The sequence below is a fragment of the Allobosea sp. TWI1241 genome (assembly GCF_039673065.1).
Lineage (GTDB): Bacteria > Pseudomonadota > Alphaproteobacteria > Rhizobiales > Beijerinckiaceae > Allobosea.
On record NZ_JBDJKW010000005.1, the window covers coordinates 191,003 to 213,294 of the forward strand.

The following is a 22,292-nucleotide window of genomic DNA, read 5'->3' on the forward strand; positions in this document are numbered from 1 at the left end:
CGAGGCCCCCGTCGAGGGAATGGAACTCATGCCTGCCCCCGGGGCGTCACTGCCGACGGGGTCCCGGCCGGGCCCGCCTCGTCCTGCGGCGCCCGCGCCGCGACCTCGCGCTGGAGCACGGCGCCGGCCAGCCGGTAGAGCCGGCAGGCGAGATCGCGCGTCAGGGCCATGGCGAATTCGGGCACGCTGTCGAGCAGCTCGAAGAACAGCTCGCGCGGCAGGCGTAGCACGACCACGTCGGTCTTGGCCGTCACCCGCCCTGCAGAGACGCGCCCGCAGAGCAAGGGCACGTCGCCCAGCATGCTGCCGGTGGACAGCGACAGGCTCTCATGCCCCTCGCCCGCCTGCGGATTGCTGATCTCGACCTGGCCCTCGAGAACGCAGAACACCTCCTGCGGCTTCAGGCCTTCGCGGCTGATCACGCTGCCGGCGGAAAAGCGCAGACGCTCCCCCATCAGGGCGAGCAGCTTGAGCCGCGGCGGCGGCAGCGATTGGAACAGCGGGATGGACTTCAGGCAGCCGATATCGCTCTCGAGCGTCATGTCCTGGCCTCCATCGGCAGGCCACCGCCGGGAACCGGCAATGGCGGCAAGGTCTCCGCTCCCCCGCTCTCCTCCACGGCGTCTTCGCCCGGCAGCCGTCCGGCGGCGCCATCGAAGACGATCTCGCACTCGATATCGGCAGCATGGGAGGCATCGGTCAAGAGCAGGAAGACCGTCTGGCGCGCGCAGTGGTCGAGCAGGTTCCCGACCAGCCCGTCCGGATCGGGCGAGCTGGCGAGGAAGCCGTCGAGATCGAGCACGAGGATGTCGGGGCGCTTGATCAGGGCCTGGGCGATGGGAACCATCTGCCGCAGCCGCATCGGCATGTAGCGCCCGCGCAGACCGACATCGGTGTTGAGACCGAGGCGGTAGGCCGAGCCCTCGAGACCCGCACGGGCGATCGCCGCTCGCGCGATCGCGCCGATCTTGGCGCCGGCATCGGCGATGCCGAAGCCGATACGGCCGAAGAGCACGTTGTCGCGCACGCTGGCGCCGTGGATCACGCCCTCGGGATCGTAGAACTCGATCTCCTCGGCGGTCTCGCCCGGCAGGTAGACGCGGAAGGTCTCGCGCGCCCGCAGCACCCGGCGCCGCAGCGCCGGGTCGAGCAGGCCGAGCCGGTGCTTGGGCTCGACATAGCCGAGCGCCAGGCCGATCAGCTCGCGCTGCAGGGCCGGATCGAGCGGGCCGCGCATGTCGTGGCGGGCGAGTTCCTCCGAGAGCTCGTTCAGCCGCTCGAGATCGAGCCCGCCGCCGAAGCCGTAGCGCTCGAACAGCACATGGCCCTGCGGCATGCCGGAGAAGACCTCGACCAGGGTGGTGACGATGCGCCCGCCGATCTCGGCCAGGGGCTCCTCCAGCGCCTCGGCCTGGAGCACCGAGCGGCCATAGGGATTGTCGAGCAGAAGGTCGGCCGGACGCAGGCCGCTGCGCAGCGCGCCAAAGACGAGGTTCTCGGCGATGGTGGCATTGGCGTTGTAGCGGTCGGGATCGAAGGGCTCGATCAGCCCGCCGAGATCGGATTGCGCGATCTCCTGCGCCACCACGCGCCGCGCCTCGACGATACGCTCGGCCGCCCCTTCCGAGAGCGGTGCCATCACCTTGGCGTCGAGACCGAGCTCGTAGACCTCGTCGGCACATTGCAGCATGGTCAGCAGCGCGACCAGATGGGCGTCGAGGGCGCCGTCGCCATCGAGCCCGGCACCTTCGTAATCGGTCCAGTCCGCCTCGAAGGGCAAGGGCGTGTTGCCGGCGCGCAGCGCCTCGATCACCCGCCGATGCTCGGCGAGGTCAAGCTTGCGGTCGGTCGGCAGGCTGGGCCGGCGCCGACGCAGCGGCAGCAGGATGTTGTCGCGCAGCGAGCCGTTGATCAGCTCGACCTCCGAACCGGCATAGCCGATGAGATGGCTGGCGCGGGCGACGCTGAAGCCGTCCAGCGGCTGGCCGTCGATCAGGACACGCCCGCCATAGGCCATGTTCTGGCGCCCGAGGATGCGGGCCAGCGCGTCGCGGCCGCTGCCCTGCGGCCCGATCAGCGCGACGCGCGCCGGCCGCTCCATCGAGAAGCTGAAGGGCAGCAGCAGCGGCCGGCCGCGATTATCCGACATCTCGACCTTGTCGAAGCGGATCGTGCCGGTCTCCGGCAGATGGCTCGGCTCCTCGCGATCCTCGAGCGCCACCGATTCCCGCGGGCTGAACTGCGCGATGACCTGCTCGTATTTGATGGTGACGTCGTTGCGCTGCTGGTCCCAGTCGATCAGCTCCTTGATCGGCGGCGGCAGGTCGCGATAGGCGGCGATCACCGCGACGAGCTGGCCGATGTCGAGCCGCCCCTGCAGCGCGAAGAAGCCCCCGACCGCGTAGAAGAAGAACGGCGTGATCTGCGCCAGCAGGTTGTTGAGGAACTTGACCGCGAACTTCCGCTTGTAGAGCGCGTAGCGGATGTCGAAGAGCTTGCCGAGGCGGCTGGCGATGTCGGCCTGGATGAAGGCGGTGGCGCCATGGCCCTGGATGGTCGGCCCGGCGTCGACGATCTCGCCGATGCGGCCGGCGAGCTGGCGCGAGGCGAGCTGGCGCTCGCGGCCGAGGCGCAGCTGCTCGCGCCGCAGGATCGGGATGATGATCGCCTGGGCCATCACGATCACCAGCGCGATCGAGCCGAGCCAGATGCTCTGCATCATGATGAAGGCGAGCGCGGTGAGCGCCTGGCTGAGCAGGAAGGCTGGCTGGATGAAGGCGTCGCCGACGAAGCCGCCGATCGGCTCGACCTCGTCCTTGATCATGCTCGCCACCTCCGCCGGCTTGGCGGAGCGGATGTCCTCGGGCCGGAAGCGCATGAGCTGGCCGAAGAGATCGTAGCGCATGCGCCTCAGCATGCGCTCGCCGAGGATGCCCTTGCGCAGGTTGACCACGTATTTGAAGGCGCCGTTGATCAGCACCAGCGCGAGGAAATAGAAGCTCAGCGCCAGCAGCAGGCCGAGCTGGGAGACCTGAATCCCGTCGGAAATGCGAAAGCTGGCGCCGCCCAGCAGGTCCGGCAGGGTCAGCGACCAGTCGAACACCGTGGTCGTGGCGCGTCCGTCCTTGAAGGCACCGCCCTGGATCGCATCGTTGACGATGCGCTTGGGCACGTCGAACGAAGCCCAGTTGAACGGGATCGACACCAGGATGATCAACAGGACGAAGATCTGCTCGGCGCGACTCTTCTGCCAGATGTAACGGAAGAGACTTCTGTCCAAGGGATCATCCCGGTGGTCGTTGCGGCGCCGCCGGCGCGGCGGGCGTCTCCATATGGGCGCACTCCCCCCTCGCGCGCAATGAGCCAGGCACGGCGAGCGGAAGCTGTTGCGCCGGCGTCATGGAGCGCAGAGAATATCCGCGCCGGCCCGCTTCGCCGGCATGGCGGGCGGGCCCGACCGCCAGCGCCAAGCCGGCCAGGACCACAGGACGACACGGCAGCCGCCACCCATGGACATTCTGCAGATCAGCGACCTGCGCATCGGCTTCACCGTCCACGGCTTCGCTCGCGACGTCGTGAAGGGCGTGTCGCTGCGCGTGCCCGCCGGCAAGACCGTGGCGCTGGTAGGAGAATCGGGCTCCGGCAAGTCGGTGATCTCGCAGGCGATCATGGGCCTCCTGCCGCGCAATGGCGGCGTCACCGGCGGCAGCATCCTGTTCCGCGATCCGCGGACCCCAGGCAGCGAGATCGACATCGCCGGGCTGCCGGCGGAAGGGCGCGAGATTCGGGCGCTGCGCGGCGGACGGATCGGCATGATCTTCCAGGAGCCGATGTCCTCGCTCTCGCCGGTCCACACGATCGGCAACCAGATCGAGGAGGCGCTGCTGCTGCACCGGCCGATGCCGAAGCCGGAGGCCCGCGGCCTGATCGAGGCGATGCTGGCCCGCGTCGGCTTCAAGGACCCGGTGCGCGCCTTCGACTTCTACCCGTTCGAGCTCTCGGGCGGGCTGCGGCAGCGCGCCATGCTGGCGATGGCGCTGATCTGCAAGCCGGCGCTGCTGATCGCCGACGAGCCGACGACGGCGCTCGACGTCACCATCCAGGCGCAGGTGCTCGACCTGATGCGCGATCTCCAGGCCGAGATGGGCATGGCGATCCTGCTGATCACCCATGATCTGGGCGTCGTCGCCAACATGGCCGACGAGGTGGTGGTGATCTATCACGGCGAGATCATGGAGAGCGGCACGGCCGAGGACATCTTCCGGCGCCCGCAGCATCCCTATCTCAAGGCCCTGCTCAACGCCTCGCCGCATTTCGACATGGAAGAGGGCGAGCGGCTGGTGGCGCTGCGCGAGGCGCGCCCGCGCTCCGGCGCCGAGGCGCTCCCGGCACGCGTGCCTCCGCGCCCGGCCGGCACGCAGGAGGCGCCGCTGCTCTCGGTGCGCGGCCTGCGCAAGACCTACACCACCTCCTCCACCCGCTTCTTCGGCGGATCGAGCGCCAGCGTGCTGGCGGTGGACGATGTCGGATTCGACATCAGGCGCGGCGAGTGCCTCGGCCTGGTCGGCGAGAGCGGCTGCGGCAAGACCACGGTCAGCAAGATCGTGATGCGGGCCGTGACGCCCGATGCCGGCGAGATCGTCTTCGACGACGGGCGCGAGCGCATCGACGTGCTCGGGCTGGGCGGCGAGGCGCTGCGCCGCTTCCGCCCGCGGGTCCAGATGATCTTCCAGGATCCGGTCTCGTCGCTGTCGCCGCGCATGACCGTGATGAGCATCCTGCGCGAGCCGCTGGCGATCCACGGCCGCGGCGACCCGGCCGAGCAGAAGGAGCGCGTGCGCGCACTCATGGAGGATGTCGGGCTCGACCCGCGCTTCCTCAACCGCTACCCGCATTCCTTCTCGGGCGGGCAGCGCCAGCGCATCGGCATCGCCCGGGCGCTGGCGCTCGATCCCGAGCTGATCATCTGCGACGAGCCGGTCTCGGCGCTCGACGTCTCGGTCCAGGCCCAGGTGCTCAACCTGCTCAAGGACCTGCAGGCCGAGCGCGGGCTGACCTTCCTGTTCATCTCGCACAATCTCGCGGTGGTGAACTACATGGCCGACCGCATCGCGGTGATGGCAAACGGGCGCATCGTCGAGCTCGCCCCGCGCCACCGCATCTTCACCGCCCCGGCGCATCCCTACACCAAAGCGCTGCTGAAATCGGTGCCCTTCGCCGATCTCGACCGCAGGCTCGACTTCAAGCTGGCGGCGCCGGGAGGCGCCTCCGACATGCGCTACTGGCCCGCCGGCTTCCGGGCAGAGCCCGGCGGCGAGCCGCTGCGCCATCTCGATCTCGGCTCCGGCCATCTCGTGCTCGCACGGCCGGGCGCCGACGTCAGGGAGTTCGCCTGATGGGGATCGACCGCAGGGAATTCCTGCTCGGGGCACTGGCCACCGCGGTGGCGAGCCCGGCGCTCGCCGAGCCGCCGCCGCCGTCACGCGAGAGCGCCGTCACGGCCGCGCGCGTGATGTCCGGCGAGTTGCCGCCGCTCGTCCACCGCCTGCCGAGCGTGCCGCGCGTGATCCATGTCGGCAAGATGGGCCGCGAGCCCGGGCTGCACGGCGGCAGCATGCGCATGCTGATGGGCGACCAGCGCGACATCCGGATGATGACGCTCTACGGCTACACCCGGCTGGTGGTCTATGACGACGATCTCGACCTCGTGCCGGACATTCTCGAGAGCGTCGAGGTCGAGGAAGGGCGGCGCTTCACGCTGCGGCTGCGGCCGGGCCATCGCTGGTCCGACGGGCATCCCTTCACCGCCGAGGACTTCCGCTACTGGTGGGAGGACGTCGCCAACAATCCGCGGCTCTCGCCCGGCGGCCCGCCGCAGAGCCTGATCATCGCCGGCGAGGCGCCGCGCGTCGAGGTGCTCGACCCGCTGACCATCCGCTATGGCTGGTCGCAGCCCAACCCGGTCTTCCTGCCGGCGCTGGCGAGCGCGCAGCCGCTCTACATCATGATGCCGGCGCATTACCTGAAGCAGTTCCACGAGCGCTATGCCGACAAGGCGGCGCTGGCGGCACGGATCAAGGCGGTGCGCGTGCGCGACTGGGGCGCCCTCCACGAGCGCTTCTCGCGCCAGTATCGCCCCGAGAATCCCGACCTGCCGACGCTGGACCCCTGGCGCAATACCACCGCGATCCCGGCCGAGCAGTTCATCTTCCGGCGCAACCCGTTCTTCCACCGGATCGACGAGAACGGGCGGCAGCTGCCCTATATCGACGAGGTCACGCTGACGATCGGCTCGAACACGCTGATCCCGGCCAAGACGGCGGCCGGCGAGAGCGACCTGCAGGCGCGCTATCTGCGCTTCGACAACTACACCTTCCTCAAGGACGCCTCGAAGCGCATGGCCTTCGACGTGCGGCTGTGGAAGCGGGCCGAGGGCGCCTGGTTCGCGCTGATGCCGAACCTGAACGCGATCGACCCGGTCTGGCGCGACCTCAACCGCGACCTGCGCTGGCGCAAGGCGCTGTCTCTGGCGATCAACCGCAAGGACATCAACCGCGTCATCTTCTTCGGGCTCGCCACCGAGAGCGGCAACACCGCCCTGCCCGAGAGCCCGCTCTACGACGCCAAACTCGCGGCGATGTGGACCCGACCCGACAAGCGCGAGGCCGAGCGCCTGCTCGACGAGATCGGCCTGTCGAAGCGGGATTCCGAAGGCATCCGCCTGTTCCCCGACGGGCGCCGGCTGGAATTCACCATCGACACCGCCGGCGCCTCGACCGAGGAGACCGACATCCTCGACCTGATCAAGGAGGATTTCCGGGCGATCGGGCTGAAGATGCACCCGCGCTCCTCGCAGCTCGACGTGTTCCGCCGCCGCATCCTCGCCGGCCAGACGGTGATGTCGGTCTGGACCGGCATGGACAATGCGCTGGTCGCCCCGGAAATGGAGCCGGACGCGCTGGCGCCGACCTCGCCGAGCCAGTTCAACTGGCCGCGCTGGGGCCAGTATTTCGAGAGCGGCGGCCGCGAGGGCGAGGCGCCCGATGTCGCCGAGGCGGCCGAGCTCGTGGCGCTCTACCGGGCCTGGCGGCGCTCGACCACGCATGACGAGCGCAAGGCGATCTGGCAGGCGATGCTGCGCATCAATGCCGAGCAGCTCTTCACTATCGGGGTGATCAACGCCACGCTCCAGCCGGTGGTGGTGGCGCGCACCTTGCGCAACGTGCCGGAAAAGGGCCTCTACAGCTTCGAGCCGGGGGCGTTCTTCGGCCGCTACATGCCGGACACGTTCTGGTTCGACGAGCGGCCGGCCCTGCCGCGGGAGAGTTGAGGCGTGCTGCTGCGATACATCCTCAAGCGCGTCCTGATCATGATCCCGACGCTGCTGGTCACCAGCGCGCTGATCTTCACCGTGATCAACCTGCCCGAAGGCGACTATTTCGAGACGATGGTCGCCGAGATGCAGGCCCAGGGCGAGCGGGCCGATCTCAGCCGCGTCGAGTTCCTCAAGAAGGAGTACGGCTTCGACAAGCCGCCGCTCGAACGCTACGCCCGCTGGGTCGGCGGGCTGCTGCGCGGCGACATGGGCTATTCCTTCGAATACCAGCTGCCGGTGCGCGACGTGGTCGGCGACCGGCTGTTCCTGACGATGATCGTCTCGTTCTTCACGATCATCTTCACCTGGATCGTCGCCTTCCCGATCGGGATCTACTGTGCCACGCACCAGTACAGCTGGGGCGATTACGGCCTGTCCTTCATCGGGCTGATCGGGCTGGCGGTGCCGCACTTCCTGCTGGCGCTGGTCTTCCTCTACTTCGCCAATGTCTGGTTCGGCACCTCGATCGGCGGGCTCGTCGACCCGCAATACCTTAACCAGCCGATGAGCTGGGCCAAGTTCAAATCGGTGCTCGAGCATCTCTGGATCCCGGTGATCATCATCGGGGCCGGCGGCACGGCCGGGATGATCCGCTCGCTGCGGGCGAACCTGCTCGACGAGTTGCAGAAGCAGTATTACGTCACCGCCCGCGCCAAGGGGCTGCCGCCCGGCAAGGCGCTGCGCAAGTACCCGCTGCGCATGTCGCTGAACTTCTTCATCTCCGACATCGGCGACATCCTGCCCTCGATCGTCTCGGGCGCTGAGATCGTCGCCATCGTGCTCTCGCTGCAGACCACCGGCCCGCTGCTGATCCGCGCCTTGCAGAGCCAGGACATGTATCTCGCCGGCTCCTTCCTGATGTTCCTCTCCTTCCTCACGGTGATCGGCGTGCTGATCTCCGACATCGCGCTGGCGATCCTCGATCCGCGCATCCGGCTGCAGGGGGCGGCGACGAAGTGACGACGCCTCCCGCACCCCAGGCTTCCGAGCCGCTGCCGCACCGCTGGTCGAGCGCGCCGTTCGAGCCCTATGCCGCCGAGGCGATGTCGGCGGAGCAGGAGCGCGTCTATCTGGCACCGCAGTGGAAGCTGATGTGGTGGAAGTTCCGCAAGCACAAGCTCGCTGTGATCTCCGGCGTCGTCATCATCCTGATGTATCTCTCGGTCGCCTTCGCCGAGTTCCTCGCGCCCTACCACTACACCACGCGCAACACCGACTTCATCCGCGCCCCGCGCCAGCCGGTACACCTGTTCCACGAGGGCAGCTTCGTCGGGCCGTTCGTCTATCCCTATACCCAGCGCCTCAACATGGAGAACCTGAAGCGCGAATACGATGTCGACCGCAGCAAGCCGCAGCCGATCCGCTTCTTCTGCCGAGGCGACGACTACCTGTTCTGGGGGCTGGTTCCCGGCAACCTGCACCTGTTCTGCCCGCCGGAGGGCGGCACGCTCTACCTGCTCGGCACCGACCGGCTGGGGCGCGACATGTTCTCGCGCATCCTCTATGGCGGGCGCATCTCGCTGACCATCGGCCTGCTCGGCATCATGGTCTCCTTCGTGCTGGGCGTCGTGATCGGCGGCATCGCCGGCTATTACGGCGGCAAGGTCGATCTCTTCGTGCAGCGGCTGATCGAGATCGTGCAGTCGCTGCCCCATATCCCGCTCTGGCTGGCGTTGGCCGCGGTGATGCCGCCTTCCTGGAGCCCCGTGCTGGTCTATTTCGGCATCACGGTCATCCTCGGCCTGATGGACTGGACCGGGCTGGCCCGCGCCGTGCGCTCCAAGCTGCTGGCGCTGCGCGAGGAGGACTATGTCGTCGCCGCCCAGCTGATGGGCGCCAAGCCCGCCCGCATCATCGGCCTGCACCTCGTCCCGGGCTTCATGAGCCATCTGATCGCGGCCGCCACCATCACCATCCCCAAGACCATCCTCGGCGAGACGGCCCTGTCCTTCCTCGGGCTCGGCCTGCGCCCGCCGATCACCAGCTGGGGCGTGATGCTCAACGAGGCGCAGAACATCAACGTCGTCGCGCTCTATCCCTGGCTGCTCTACCCATGCGTGCCGGTGATCGTGATCATCCTCGCCTTCAACTTCCTCGGCGACGGCCTGCGCGACGCGGCCGACCCCTATCGCTGACTCCGCCCCGGTGCGGATCGCCTTCCACACCCCGCTGAACCGCTATGGCGACGGCGCCGTTTCGGGCGACCGGCGCATGGCGCGCCAGCTCGTCGCCCTGCTGGAACGGCTCGGCCACGCGGTCGAGGTGATCGACGCGCCGCGCAGCTTCATGCGCGAGCCCGACCCGGCGCTGCTCGCCGCGCACCGGCTGGCGGCCGAGAAGGTCTGCGAGCGGCAGGCGCGGCGCTGGCGCCTGCCGGGGGCCCGGCCCGACCTCGTCTTCACCTATCACTGCCATTACCGCGCGCCCGATCTCGTCGGCGCCCCGCTGGCGCGGCGTCTCGGCCTGCCGCTGGTGATCGCGGAAGCCAGCGACGCGCCGAAGCGCTTCGACGGCCCCTGGGCGCAGGCCGCGGGGCTGGCGCGCGAGGCGATCCGCACCGCCGACCTGCATCTGTGCATGACGCCGCGCGACCGCGCCGGGCTCGCCGCCCTTGTCGAACCCGATCGCCTCGTCGACCTGCCACCCTTCCTGCTGACCGCGCACGAGGCGCCGCTCCCCGCCCCGCGCAGCGATGACGGCATTCCGCGATTGATTGCGGTGGCGATGATGCGCGAAGGCACCAAGGAGAACAGCTACCGGCATCTCGCCCGGGCCCTGGCGCTGATCGCCGACAGGCCGTGGACGCTGACGCTGATCGGCGACGGGCCGCGTCGCGCCGCGATCGAGGCCGCCTTCTCCCCCCTGCCGGCCGGGCGGGTGACATGGGCCGGCCTGCGCGACAACCGCACCATCCTGGCGGCGCTCGGGGAGCACGATCTCTTCGTCTGGCCCGGCCTGCGGGAGGCCTATGGGCTGGTCTATCTCGAGGCACAGGCTGCCGGGCTCGCGGTCGCCGCGCTCGACAGCGGCGGCGTGCCGGCTGTGGTTCACCGCGACGAGACGGCCCTGCTGGTGCCGGAGGAGGATCCGGCCGCGCTCGCGATGGCGATCGCCGCGCTGATGGGCGACCCGGCGCGACGGGCCCGCATGGGCGCCGCCGCGGCGCGCTTCGTGCGCGAGGAGCGCGACGGACGCGCCGCCTGCGCCATCCTGCGCGAGGTGCTCGCGCGCCTCGTGCCGGAGGAAGCCGCCGCGCGCGCCGATGCGTTGCCGTGAGCACGATCATCCCCACCGACGATCCCTGGGACGCGCTCGGCCGCGAGCTGGATCTCTGGGCGGCGCAGGGCCGCCGGGTCCGGCTCTGGCTGCGGGACGACGACGCGATCGCGCCGGGCGACCAGCTCGACCGGCTGGAGGCGATGGCAGCACGCGCCAACCTGCCCGTGCTGCTCGCCGTGATCCCGCTTCTGGCGCAGGAGAACCTGCCTGCGCGGCTCGCACGCTGCCCGCTGCTGCGCCCCTGCCAGCACGGAGCGCGGCATCTGAGCCACGCGCCGGCCGGCGAGAAGAAGGCCGAGCTCGGCTCGCATCGCCCGGCCTCGGCTGTGCTCTCCGAGCTGGCCGAGGGCCGGCAGCGCATGAGGACGCTGTTCGGCGACAATGCCCTGCCCGTGCTGGTACCGCCCTGGAACCGCATCGCGCCCGCGCTGCTGCCGGCGCTGCCGACCATCGGCTTCAGCGGGCTCTCCTGCTTCCGGCGCTTCGAACCCGTGCAGCCGGACGGGCTCGCCATCGCCAACAGCGATGTCGACGTGATGGACTGGCAGGGCGGGCGCATCGGCCGCCGCGATGCCGATATCCTCGCCGAGACCACGCGCCTGCTCGCCGCGCGGCGCGAGGCGGACCAAGGGGACGACACACTCGGCCTGCTGCTGCATCATCGCGACCATGATCCGCCGCTCTGGCGCCTGCTCGACCGGCTGCTCGCCGCGCTGCTGGCCCATCCCGCCATCGTTCGCCTCGCACCGGATGCGCTGTTTGGAGCGGTTCCGAGCTTGGAAGGCGGCGCGCGGGCCGCTATCATGGCTGACTGCCCCGGAGCGTCCTCGGCCTCCGGAAGGCTGAACGACCTTCCACCAGAGGACGCCGCGTCGCATGCCGCTCAGCCTGATCGACGATAGCGGGCAGCGCCGTCCGCCGCGCAGCGCGCATGCGCCGCGCGTCATGATCTACAGCCACGACACCTTCGGCCTCGGGCATATCCGGCGCTGCCGGGCGATCGCGAATTCGCTGGTCGCCAGCTATCCGCATATCTCGGTGCTGATCGTCTCCGGCTCCTCGATGATCTCGAGCTTCCAGTTCGGCGACGGCGTCGACTATGTCCGCATTCCGGGCGTCGAGAAGCAGAGCGACGGGCGCTACCAGCCGCATCATCTCAGCCTCGAGCTGGACGACACGATCCGGCTGCGCTCCGACATCATCAAGCAGGTGGCGCAATCCTTCGACCCCGACGTGGTGATCGTCGACAAGGAGCCGCTCGGCCTGCGCGGCGAGCTGGCTCCGGCGCTCGACCTGCTGCGCCGACGCGGTGCCCGCATCGTCCTCGGCGTGCGCGACGTGCTCGACGAGCCGGCCAAGCTCGCCGAGGAATGGTGCAAAAACGGCGCGCTCGATGCGCTCGGCACGATCTACGACGACATCCTGGTCTACGGGCTGGAGAGCGTCTATCGCCCGCTGGAGGGCCTGCCGAACCCGCAGCTCTTTGCCGGCAAGGTGCGCTATACCGGCTATCTCAAGCGCGCCGTGCCCTCGCCCGTGCCGCCCAACCGGCATCCGCGCATCACCAAGGGGCCCTTCATCCTGGTGACGCCGGGCGGCGGCGGCGACGGCGCCGGGGTGATCGACTGGGTGATCTCGGCCTATGAGGCCGACCGCAGCATCGAGCTGCCGGCGCTGATCGTCTTTGGCCCGTTCATGTCGCGCGAAAAGCGTAAGGAGTTCAGCGAGCGCATCGCGCGCCTGCCGAAGCTGGAGAGCATCGGCTTCGAGCCGAGGCTGGAACTGCTGATGAACCGGGCCCACTGCGTCGTCGCCATGGGCGGCTACAACACGTTCTGCGAGATCCTGTCCTTCGACAAGCCGGCGCTGATCGTGCCGCGCGTCAAGCCGCGCCTCGAGCAGGCGATCCGGGCCGAGCGGGCCGACAGGCTGAAGCTGGTCGACATGCTGCACGACCCGGTCGAGGCCGGCGCCGCCAGCCGCGATCCGCTGCAGATGGCCAAGGCCCTCCATGCCCTGCCGAAGCGCCTGCCGCCCTCCCAGGCCTTCCTGCCCGACCTGCTCGACGGGCTGCCGACGATCAGCCGCTTCCTCGCCGACGAGCTGTCGGCACCGGTGCGTCGGCGCCGTGAGCCGCGCCCGGCCATGGTGGCCGGCTGAGGCCGGTCCGGCCGGCCTTTTGTCCACCGCAGCCGGCCTGTGGCGCTTCGCCGCTGGCCAAGCCGCCCGCGCAGGACTACACCAGCAGCGATGACCGTCTCGTCCACTCTCGTTCCGATCGCCGTCGGCGCCGTCGCCGTCGTCCTGCTGCTCGGGCTCGTCAACATGCTGCGCGGCGGCAGTGCCGATCGCTCGCAGAAGCTGATGCGCCTGCGCGTCGTGCTGCAGTTCATCGCCATCCTGGTGATCCTCGGCGTGCTGTGGTGGCGAGCCGGCTGAGCATAACCCGGGCGATGGCCGCCCCCGTCACAATCCGGCCATCTCTCTCTGCGTTTCACTAACGCCCAGCCCAGAGATCAGAAGCCTCGCCGCATCCCATGCTTTGTCGCCTCACGCCTCTCCTCATCGCTCTAGCCTGTGCCGGCGCGGCATCGGCCCAGACGGGGAGCGGGGTGCCTTCGGCGCTGGGCTATGCGCCGCCTTCCGGCCAGACGGCCGAGGGCGCCTGGGAGGCGCGGCTCGGGCTCGGCGCGGCCAATCCGGGCGGGCGCGAGGGCGGGCTCCTGAACTTCGGCGGCGAGCTCCTGACCCCGCGCATCGCCACGCTGAACGACCGCATCGCGAATGCCTTCGTGCCGCGCTTCCACATCGGCTCCAGCCTCAACCTCAACGGCACGGCCTTCGCCTATGCCGGCGCGAGCTGGACCTTCGATCTTTCGGATAAGGTATTCGTGGAGGCGGCACTGGGAGCCGCGGTTAACAACGGCAAGACCCGCGGCGTCGTGCCGACCGACCGGCTCAATCTCGGCTGCGACATGGGCGCGCGCGGCGCTGCCTCGCTCGGCTATCGCATCAACGATCGCTGGAGCCTGATCGCCACGCTGGAGCATTTCAGCGCCGCCGGCTGTTCCAGCAGCGTCGCGGCCGGCTCGCCCCGCGGCCCGGCCAATATCGGCGCGCGCCTCGGCTACAGCTTCTGATCGGCCACGCCGGGGCCGAAGCCCCGCTGACGATAGTTCACCAGTAGCGATAGGGACCAAAGCCCCAACCGGGGCCGGGACCGTAGAAGGCCGAGGATTCGAGCCGTGCGCGGCGCGAGGCCGAGCGGTCGAGATCAACCTCCATCAGGCAGGTCGCCAGACCTTCGCTGCCGGGGCGGAAACCGTAGGAGCGGCAGCGCTGCTCATCGGCGGCGCGTTGCTCGGCCGGGGTGACGCAACCGCCGAGTGCGGCTGCGAGGATCAAGGGCACCAACCATCTCGCACGCATCGATCGTCTCCGTCGCTGCGGCCCGGCCCGCGGACGCGCCGGGCCCGATTGCCCGTCAGCCCCGCCGACGGCTCAGACGAACTGGCCGTGGCAGTGCTTGTACTTCTTGCCCGAGCCGCAGGGGCACGGCTCGTTGCGGCCGACACGGCCCCAGCTCTCGGGATCGGTGGGGTCGCGCTGCGCCACCGCCAGATCGCCGTCTACCGCCGCGAAGGGCGAGGGACCGCCGAGGAAACCCGGAGGCGGCGGCGGGAGTTCCCCGCCCGCCTGCATCAGGCCGTTCTCGTCTTCCGGGGCGTCGAAGCGGACCTCGATGCGCATCAGGTTGCCGGTGACCTGCTCGCGCAGGCGGCCGATCAGGCTGTCGAACAGCTCGAACGCCTCCTGCTTGTACTCGTTCAGCGGATCGCGCTGGGCATAGCCGCGCCAGCCGATGACCTGGCGCAGATGGTCGAGCGTGACCAGATGCTCGCGCCAGAGATGATCGAGCGTCTGCAGCAGCACCTGCTTCTCGACATAGGTCATGACCTCGTCGGTGTTGCGGGCGATGCGGGCGGTGTAGTCCTCGTCGGCGATCTTGCGGATGCGATCGCGCAGCTCGGTATCGGCGATGCCCTCTTCCTTGGCCCAATCCTCGACCGGCAGGTCGAGGTTGAAGAAGTTGGCGACGTCCTCGCGCAGGCCCTGGACGTCCCACTGCTCGGGATAGGCCTCTTCCGGGATGCGTCGGGCGATGACGTCCTCGACCACGCCGTGGCGCATGTCGTCGATGGTCTCGCGCACGCTGGCGGCGCGCATGAAGTCGCGGCGTTGCTCGAAGACGACCTTGCGCTGATCGTTCATCACGTCGTCGTATTTCAGGATGTTCTTGCGCATGTCGAAGTTGCGGGCCTCGACCTTGCCCTGCGCCTTCTCGACCGCCTTGTTGATCCAGGGATGGACGATCGCCTCGCCCTCCTGGAGACCGAGCTTCTGCAGCATCCCGTCCATGCGGTCGGAGCCGAAGATGCGCATCAGGTCGTCCTGCAGCGACAGGAAGAACTTGGAGCGGCCCGGATCGCCCTGGCGGCCGCCGCGGCCGCGCAGCTGGTTGTCGATGCGCCGGCTCTCATGGCGCTCGGTGCCGATGATGTAGAGGCCGCCCGGACGGGTGATCGTCTTGGCCGGGCGCGAACCCTTGGCCGGCTCGATCTCGATAGTCTCGGAGGCATTGAGGACGATGTCCTTGAAGCGCGCGACCTCTTCCTCGATCGCCTTGATCCGCGCCTGCTTCTCCGGGCCGTCCTCCATGCCGGCGGTCTCGATCGAGACGCGCATGTCGACATTGCCGCCCAGCTTGATGTCGGTGCCGCGGCCGGCCATATTGGTGGCGATGGTGATCGCGCCGGGCACGCCGGCCTCGGCGACGATGAACGCCTCCTGCTCGTGGAAGCGGGCATTCAGCACGGCGAACTGCTTGCTGCTCTTGCCGGCGCGGGCGGCGGCGTAGAGCCCCTCCAGCGCGTTGGGCTGGCTGAAGTCGATCATGGTGAAGCCGGCCTTGACCAGCATCTCGGCGATCAGCTCGGACTTCTCGATCGAGGCCGTACCGACCAGCACGGGCTGCAGGCGCTCGCTCGCGCGCTCCAGCTCCTTGATGATCGACTTCACCTTCTCCTCGAAGCTCCGGTAGACCTCGTCGTCGTCGTCGATACGCGCGACGGGGACATTGGTCGGAATCTCGACGACCTGCAGCTTGTAGATCTGCTCGAACTCGTCGGCCTCGGTCGAGGCCGTGCCGGTCATGCCGCCGAGCTTGGTGTAGAGGCGGAAATAGTTCTGGAAGGTGATCGAGGCCAGCGTGGCGTTCTCGGGCTGGACGGTGACGCCCTCCTTGGCCTCGAGCGCCTGGTGCAGGCCTTCCGAATAGCGTCGGCCCGGCATCATGCGGCCGGTGAACTCGTCGATGATCACCACCTCGTCGCCGCGGACGATGTAGTCCTTGTCGCGGGTGAACAGCGCATGCGCGCGCAGCGCCTGGTTGACGTGGTGGACGAGCGTGACGTTGGCGGCGTCGTAGAGATCGCCCTCCTTCAGCAGGTCCGCCTGGCGCAGCAGTTCCTCGATGTGCTCGTTGCCGGCCTCGGTCAGCGCGACGGTGCGCTGCTTCTCGTCGACGTCGAAATCGCCCTGGACCAGGCCGGGGATCACCTTGTCGATCATCACGTAGAGCTCGGACTTGTCGTCGAGCGGGCCGGAGATGATCAGCGGGGTGCGCGCCTCGTCGATCAGGATCGAGTCGACCTCGTCGACGATCGCGAAATGGTGGCCGCGCTGGCTCATCTGCGCGACGTCGTACTTCATGTTGTCGCGCAGATAGTCGAAGCCGAACTCGTTGTTCGTGCCGTAGGTGATGTCGCAGGCATAGGCCCGCTGGCGCTCCTCGTCGTCGAGCCCGTGCACGATGATGCCGACGCTGAGGCCGAGGAAGTTGTAGACGCGGCTCATCCATTCCGCGTCGCGCTTGGCGAGGTAGTCGTTGACCGTGACGACGTGGACGCCCTTGCCTTCCAGCGCGTTGAGATAGGTCGGCAGCGTCGCGACCAGGGTCTTGCCCTCGCCGGTTTTCATCTCGGCGATGGCGCCCTCGTGAAGCACCATGCCGCCGATCAGCTGCACGTCGTAGGGGCGCTGGCCGAGCACGCGCCTGGCCGCCTCGCGCACCGTGGCGAAGGCCGGGACCAGCAGATCGTCGAGCTTGGTTCCGTTGGCGATCTGCTCGCGGAACGCGACGGTGCGGGCCTGGAGCTGCTCGTCGGTGAGCGCCTTCATCTCGGCTTCGAGCGCGTTGATCGCCGCGACGCGGGGACCGTAGCCCTTGACCCGCCGATCATTGGACGAGCCGAAGAGTTTCTTTGCGAGCGCGCCAAGCATGTCTGGCCTTTCCATCGGCTTGCATCCGCCGCACCGGTCGGGACCGGCTCGGTCGCAAGCGAACAATTCTGCAAATCACGCGCGTGTTTAGACGCGCGTGGGCGCGCGGTCCAGCACGGCTTGGGCCGCGGCATGCGGTCCTTCTGTGGATCGCCTGCGCATGTGGGGAGCGCGCCGGGCGCTGCCAAGAGCGGCGAAGAGCAGGAGAGAGCGGCGGCGGCACCACGACGCAGCGGATGGCGCCTCGCCCGCGGGCGCTCACGCGACCGTTACGGGCGGGCGCGCCTTCGCCTTGCCAACGCCGCGTTCTGCTGGCAGTGAGCCGGGCACACGGCCACGCCAATCGCCTGCGCCATTCGACCGAAAGGCTCATCCCCCATGCAGCTTACCCGTTTCGCCGCGCTGTCCTTCGGCCTGGTGCTCGCCGCGAGCGTCCCGGCCCTCGCGCAGCAGGACAAGGTCGTCGCCAAGGTCGACGGCATCGAGATCACCGAGGGCGATCTCGCGCTCGCCGAGGAGGACATGGGCGAGCGCATGGCGCAGATGCCCGAGGACCGCAAGCGCGAGGAGCTGATCAACTTCGTGGCCGACCTCAAGCTCGGCGCCCGCGCCGCGCAGACCGCCAAGGTCGGCGACACGCCGGAATTCGCCAAGCGCCTCGCCTATACCCGCGACAAGCTGCTGCTCGACCAGTACCTCACCGTGGAATCGAAGAAGGCCGCGACCGAGGAGGCCGCCCGCAAGCTCTTCGAGGAGACCACCAAGGCGATGAAGCCGGAAGAGGAGGTCCACGCCCGCCACATCCTCGTGCCCGAGGAGGCGCAGGCCAAGGCCGCCATCGCCCGGCTGAAGAAGGGCGACGACTTCGCCAAGATCGCCGCCGAGCTCTCCAAGGACCCGGGCTCGGGCAAGGAGGGCGGCGATCTCGGCTGGTTCACCAAGGACCGCATGGTGCCGGAATTCGCCGAGGCCGCCTTCAAGCTCGGCAAGGGCCAGGTCTCCGAGCCGGTGAAGAGCCAGTTCGGCTGGCACGTCATCAAGGTCGAGGACAAGCGCACCAAGCCGCTGCCCTCCTTCGAGGACGTGCGCCCGCAGATCGACCAGTACCTGATCCGCAAGGCCCAGCAGGACCTGATCGTCGGCCTGCGCGACAAGGCCAAGGTCGAGCGTCTCGACAAGCCGGCCGAGGCGCCGGCCCCCGCCCCGGCCAAGCCCGAGGCGACCGAGCCCAAGAAGAACTGACCGGCGCACGAGACGGCGGCGCGAAGCCCGCGCTGCCGTCTTGTCATCGTCGCCCGGCTGCGGCACATCGGGGCACCTTCTCCGAGGAGTGCGCCCGATGGCCGGCAAGGATGTCCCCGTTTCCCCGCTCGCGCCCAAGCGCCAGCCCAAGGTCCCGGCCGTGCCGGGCGTGCGCTTCGCCACCGCCGAGGCGGGCATCCGCTACAAGGGCCGCACCGACGTGCTGCTCGTCCTGCTCGACGAGGGCAGCCAGGCGGCCGGCGTCTTCACCCGTTCGAAATGCCCCTCGGCCCCGGTCGACTGGTGCCGCGCCAACCTGGCGCAGGGCAAGGCGCGCGCCGTCGTCGTCAACTCCGGCAACGCCAACGCCTTCACCGGCGGCAAAGGCCGCGACTCGGTCGCGCTGACCGCGACAATCGCCGCCGAGGCGGCCGGCTGCCGGCCCGAGGAGGTGTTCATCGCCTCCACCGGCGTGATCGGCGAACCGCTCGACGCGAGCAAGTTCCAGGGCGTGCTGAAGGACTGCGCCGCGCGCGTCGCCGACGGCCGCTGGCTCGACGCCGCCAAGGCGATCATGACCACCGACACCTTCCCCAAGGCACTCTCGCGCAAGGCGAAGATCGACGGGCACGAGGTCGTCATCGCCGGCATCGCCAAGGGCGCCGGCATGATCGCCCCCGACATGGCGACGATGCTCTCCTTCGTCTTCACCGACGCGCCGATCGCCGCCCCCGTGCTGCAGGCCCTGCTCTCGAAGGGCGTGAAGGGCTCGTTCAACGCGATCACGGTCGACAGCGACACCTCGACCTCCGACACGCTGATGCTGTTCTCGACCGGCAAGGCGGCGGCGCGCGGCGTGCCGGCGATCACCGATCCGGCCGATCCGCGCCTGTCGGGCTTCAAGCGGGCGCTGAACGCGCTGCTGCTCGAGCTCGCCCATCTCGTCTGCAAGGACGGCGAAGGCGCCCGCAAGTTCGTCGAGGTCCGCGTCGCCGGCGCCAAGTCGGCCCGCTCGGCCCGCGCCGTCGCGCTGTCGATCGCCAATTCGCCACTGGTCAAGACCGCCATCGCCGGCGAGGACGCCAATTGGGGCCGCATCGTCATGGCGGTCGGCAAGGCCGGCGAGCCGGCCGAGCGCGACCGGCTCGACATCTCCTTCGGCGCGATCAAGGTCGCCGAGGCCGGCGCGCGCGCCGCCGGCTATGACGAGCAGGCCGTCTCCGACTACATGAAGGGCGAGCACATCGTCGTCACCGCCGATCTCGGCATCGGCCGCGGCAAGGCGACGATCTGGACTTGCGACCTCACCAAGGCCTATGTCGAGATCAACGGCGACTATCGCTCCTGAGCGATAGTCGCCCGGTTGCGGGCGGGCGCAGGCAGCGCCATGATCCCCCGAAAGCGCCCATGACGAGGCGCGGTCGGGGGGCCACATCATGTCAGCTCACGCTTGGATCAGCCTGTCGGCCGTCACCCTCGTGCTCGGCGGCTGCCTCGCCAGCGCACCGCCGGCCCCGCCCGGCACCCCGCCCTTCTCGCCCGAGGAAGCGGCCTTCATCCGCAAGAGCGGCAGCGGCGTCATCACCGGGCACGCCTTCCGCACCCGCCCGCGCGGGCAGGTCGTCAACGCCGCCGGCGAGGTGGTGCGGCTGGTGCCGGCGACCGCCTATGCCAGCGAGCGCTTCAACCGGCTCTATCGCGGTGGCCGCTTCATCCCGGCCGACGGCTATCCCGAGGACAAGCCGGATCCGCGCTATGTCGAGTACACCCGCAGCACCAAGACGACGGCGAACGGCCGCTTCCGCTTCGAGGATGTCGCGCCCGGGCGCTATTTCGTCACCACGCAGGTGGTCTGGAACGAGCGCAACACCCTGTTCCGCGACGGCGGCTCGGTCTATGACGAGGTCACCCTGACCGGCCGCGAGACAAAGCCGGTCGAGGTCATCCTCTCCGGGAAATAGCCGAGACCGCCTCGTGAAACTGCTGCTCGTCGTCGCCTGCGCGCTGGTCGATACCGACAACCGCGTCCTCGTCACCCAGCGCCCGGAGGGCAAGGCGCTGGCGGGCATGTGGGAGTTTCCCGGCGGCAAGCTGGAGGCCGGCGAACGCCCCGAGGCGGCGCTGATCCGCGAGCTCGCCGAGGAGATCGGCATCACGGTGAAGGAGGCCTGCCTGGCGCCGCTGACCTTCGCCAGCCACGCCTATCCCGACTTCCACCTGCTGATGCCGCTCTATATCTGCCGGCGCTGGGAGGGCATCGTCGCCCCCCAGGAGGGGCAGGCGCATAAATGGGTCCGCCCGGCCCGCCTGCGCGATCTCGCCATGCCGCCGGCCGACGAGCCGCTGATCCCGCCGCTGATCGACCTTCTGGGCGCCTGAGCGACCGGCGCCGGGCGAACGCCCGTGCTGGCCGGGCTCGATCCCGACCAGCCACGTCTTCACCCGGCGTCCGTAGCGTTCAACACGCGGATGCTCGCCACCAGGGCGAGCATCACGTCGCGATCGGAGTAGCTGGCTCCTGCCGCTTAGAGCAGTTCCGGCGAAATCAGGTTCGCCGGAACTGATCTAAATTTCTATTTTATCGCATTTTCTTCACGCGAACCGGCGTCCAATTCGCTCGAAAATGCTCAGCGCGGCAGGACGGTCTCGCCCATCAGGTGCTTGTCGATGGCATGCGCCATCTGACGACCCTCGCGGATGGCCCAGACCACCAGCGACTGGCCGCGGCGCATGTCACCCGCCGCGAACACCTTCTCGACCGAGGTCTTGTAGGCGAGCTGGTTGGCCTCGACATTGCCGCGCCCGTCGAGCTTGACGCCGAGCGAGGCGAGAAGCCCTTCATGCACCGGCGAGACGAAGCCCATGGCGAGGGTGACGAGATCGGCGCGCAGCTCGAACTCGCTGCCCGGGATCGGCTGCATGCGCGCGTCGACGCGGGCGCAGATCAGCTTGGTCACCTTGCCCTTTGCGCCTTCGAAACGCACCGTCGTCACGGCGAAGTCGCGCTCGGCGCCTTCCTCGTGGCTGGAGGAGGTGCGCAGCTTCAGCGGCCAGTTCGGCCAGGTCAGCAGCTTGTTCTCCTTCTCCGGCGGCTGCGGCATGATCTCGAGCTGCGTCACCGAAAGCGCGCCCTGGCGCACCGAGGTGCCGATGCAGTCGGAACCGGTGTCGCCGCCGCCGATCACCACGACATGCTTGCCGCCGGCGAGGATCGGCTGGGCGTTGCCCAGCGTCGCGGCCTCGCCGCCATTGCGACGGTTCTGCTGACGCAGGAAGTCCATGGCGAAGTGCACGCCGTCGAGCTCGCGACCGGGGATGGCGAGGTCGCGCGGCTTCTCGGAGCCGCCGGTCAGGCCGACGGCATCGTAGTCCGCGAGCAGCTCCGAAGCGTCGAGGTCGACGCCGACATTGACGCCGTAGTGGAAGGTGACACCCTCGGCCTGCATCTGCTCGACGCGGCGCTGCACCAGCGACTTGTCGAGCTTGAAGTCCGGGATGCCGTAGCGGAGCAGGCCGCCGGCATGACTCTGGCGCTCGTAGACATGCACCTCATGCCCGGCGCGGGCGAGCTGCTGCGCGGCCGCCAGGCCGGCGGGGCCACCGCCGATGATGGCGATGCGCTTGCCGGTCTTGTGCGCGGCCGGCTCGGGGCTGATCCAGCCCTCCTGCCAGCCCTTGTCGACGATCGCGCATTCTATCGTCTTGATGGTGACGGGCGTGTCCTCGAGGTTCAGCGTGCAGGACGCCTCGCAGGGCGCGGGGCAGACCCGACCGGTGAACTCCGGGAAGTTGTTGGTCGAGTGCAGGTTGGCGAGCGCCTCGCGCCACTTGTCGTTGTAGACGAGGTCGTTCCAGTCCGGGATCTGGTTGTTCACCGGACAGCCGTTGTGACAGTACGGAATGCCGCAGTTCATGCAGCGCGCCGCCTGGTCCCGCGTGGCCTCACGGCCGAGCGGGATCACGAACTCCTTGTAGTTGCGGATCCGGTCCGAGGCCGGAAGATACTTCCGGTCGCGCCGGTCGATTTCGAGGAAGCCGGTTACCTTGCCCATCG

General features: G+C 69.0%; 18 protein-coding genes. 13 read left to right on the forward strand and 5 right to left on the reverse strand.

What is annotated here, in order from left to right; translation table 11 throughout:
* Positions 1-26 precede the first annotated feature (26 nt).
* Both ABE438_RS09105 and ABE438_RS09110 read right to left on the reverse strand, forming a co-directional pair.
* On the reverse strand, positions 27-542 hold the full coding sequence (locus ABE438_RS09105; protein WP_346502281.1) for a cyclic nucleotide-binding domain-containing protein: 516 nt from the start codon (positions 540-542) through the stop codon (positions 27-29).
* Entirely contained in the window at positions 539-3,280 is a 2,742-nt protein-coding gene (locus tag ABE438_RS09110; RefSeq protein WP_346502282.1) for an ABC transporter ATP-binding protein/permease, read from the reverse strand. Before ABE438_RS09110 ends, ABE438_RS09105 begins: the two co-directional genes overlap by 4 nt.
* Positions 3,281-3,509: 229 nt before the next feature.
* On the opposite strand from ABE438_RS09110, the gene ABE438_RS09115 reads away from it, so the two are divergent.
* From ABE438_RS09115 to ABE438_RS09155, 9 genes are all read left to right on the forward strand, one after another.
* On the forward strand, positions 3,510-5,396 hold the full coding sequence (locus tag ABE438_RS09115; RefSeq protein ID WP_346502283.1) for an ABC transporter ATP-binding protein: 1,887 nt from the start codon (positions 3,510-3,512) through the stop codon (positions 5,394-5,396).
* Positions 5,396-7,330, forward strand: coding sequence for an ABC transporter substrate-binding protein (locus tag ABE438_RS09120; RefSeq protein WP_346502284.1), 1,935 nt, complete (start codon positions 5,396-5,398; stop codon positions 7,328-7,330). Before ABE438_RS09115 ends, ABE438_RS09120 begins: the two co-directional genes overlap by 1 nt.
* 6 nt (positions 7,331-7,336) lie before the next feature.
* Complete coding sequence (locus tag ABE438_RS09125; RefSeq protein WP_346502350.1) at positions 7,337-8,335, forward strand: ABC transporter permease; 999 nt, start codon at positions 7,337-7,339, stop codon at positions 8,333-8,335.
* Positions 8,332-9,510 carry an ABC transporter permease gene (locus ABE438_RS09130; protein ID WP_465248587.1) on the forward strand — a complete coding sequence of 393 codons (1,179 nt, stop codon included), beginning with the start codon at positions 8,332-8,334 and terminating at the stop codon, positions 9,508-9,510. Before ABE438_RS09125 ends, ABE438_RS09130 begins: the two co-directional genes overlap by 4 nt.
* A gap of 10 nt (positions 9,511-9,520) precedes the next feature.
* Positions 9,521-10,651: a glycosyltransferase family 4 protein gene (locus tag ABE438_RS09135; RefSeq protein WP_346502285.1), complete on the forward strand. Its 1,131-nt coding sequence runs from the start codon at positions 9,521-9,523 to the stop codon at positions 10,649-10,651.
* Positions 10,648-11,556, forward strand: coding sequence for a polysaccharide deacetylase family protein (locus ABE438_RS09140; RefSeq protein ID WP_346502286.1), 909 nt, complete (start codon positions 10,648-10,650; stop codon positions 11,554-11,556). Before ABE438_RS09135 ends, ABE438_RS09140 begins: the two co-directional genes overlap by 4 nt.
* Positions 11,531-12,814, forward strand: a complete 1,284-nt coding sequence (locus ABE438_RS09145; RefSeq protein ID WP_346502287.1) for a glycosyltransferase family protein — start codon at positions 11,531-11,533, stop codon at positions 12,812-12,814. The genes ABE438_RS09140 and ABE438_RS09145 overlap by 26 nt, the downstream gene beginning before the upstream one ends.
* A gap of 90 nt (positions 12,815-12,904) precedes the next feature.
* Positions 12,905-13,093 (forward strand): twin transmembrane helix small protein, encoded by a 189-nt coding sequence (locus ABE438_RS09150; RefSeq protein ID WP_346502288.1) that lies wholly within the window; start codon positions 12,905-12,907, stop codon positions 13,091-13,093.
* A 173-nt stretch (positions 13,094-13,266) separates the two neighbouring features.
* Positions 13,267-13,794, forward strand: coding sequence for an acyloxyacyl hydrolase (locus ABE438_RS09155; RefSeq protein WP_346502289.1), 528 nt, complete (start codon positions 13,267-13,269; stop codon positions 13,792-13,794).
* 37 nt (positions 13,795-13,831) lie between these two features.
* On the opposite strand, the gene ABE438_RS09160 is transcribed toward ABE438_RS09155, so the two are convergent.
* Positions 13,832-14,083 (reverse strand): hypothetical protein, encoded by a 252-nt coding sequence (locus ABE438_RS09160; protein ID WP_346502290.1) that lies wholly within the window; start codon positions 14,081-14,083, stop codon positions 13,832-13,834.
* Positions 14,084-14,155: 72 nt separating this feature from the next.
* Positions 14,156-16,996, reverse strand: a complete 2,841-nt coding sequence (gene secA, locus ABE438_RS09165) for a preprotein translocase subunit SecA (protein WP_346502291.1) — start codon at positions 16,994-16,996, stop codon at positions 14,156-14,158.
* 378 nt (positions 16,997-17,374) lie between these two features.
* Here secA and ABE438_RS09170 point away from each other — a divergent pair, with 378 nt between their 5' ends.
* From ABE438_RS09170 to mutT, 4 genes are all read left to right on the forward strand, one after another.
* The gene (locus tag ABE438_RS09170) at positions 17,375-18,238 is read left to right on the forward strand and encodes a peptidylprolyl isomerase (protein WP_346502292.1); all 864 of its coding nucleotides are present in this window, start codon (positions 17,375-17,377) and stop codon (positions 18,236-18,238) included.
* A gap of 97 nt (positions 18,239-18,335) precedes the next feature.
* The gene (argJ, locus tag ABE438_RS09175; protein WP_346502293.1) at positions 18,336-19,586 is read left to right on the forward strand and encodes a bifunctional glutamate N-acetyltransferase/amino-acid acetyltransferase ArgJ; all 1,251 of its coding nucleotides are present in this window, start codon (positions 18,336-18,338) and stop codon (positions 19,584-19,586) included.
* Between the two features lie 88 nt (positions 19,587-19,674).
* Positions 19,675-20,199: a carboxypeptidase-like regulatory domain-containing protein gene (locus ABE438_RS09180; RefSeq protein WP_346502294.1), complete on the forward strand. Its 525-nt coding sequence runs from the start codon at positions 19,675-19,677 to the stop codon at positions 20,197-20,199.
* Positions 20,200-20,212: 13 nt separating this feature from the next.
* On the forward strand, positions 20,213-20,617 hold the full coding sequence (gene mutT, locus ABE438_RS09185) for an 8-oxo-dGTP diphosphatase MutT (protein ID WP_346502295.1): 405 nt from the start codon (positions 20,213-20,215) through the stop codon (positions 20,615-20,617).
* A 248-nt stretch (positions 20,618-20,865) separates the two neighbouring features.
* On the opposite strand, the gene ABE438_RS09190 is transcribed toward mutT, so the two are convergent.
* On the reverse strand, positions 20,866-22,290 hold the full coding sequence (locus ABE438_RS09190) for a glutamate synthase subunit beta (RefSeq protein ID WP_346502296.1): 1,425 nt from the start codon (positions 22,288-22,290) through the stop codon (positions 20,866-20,868).
* Between the last annotated feature and the right edge of the window lie 2 nt (positions 22,291-22,292).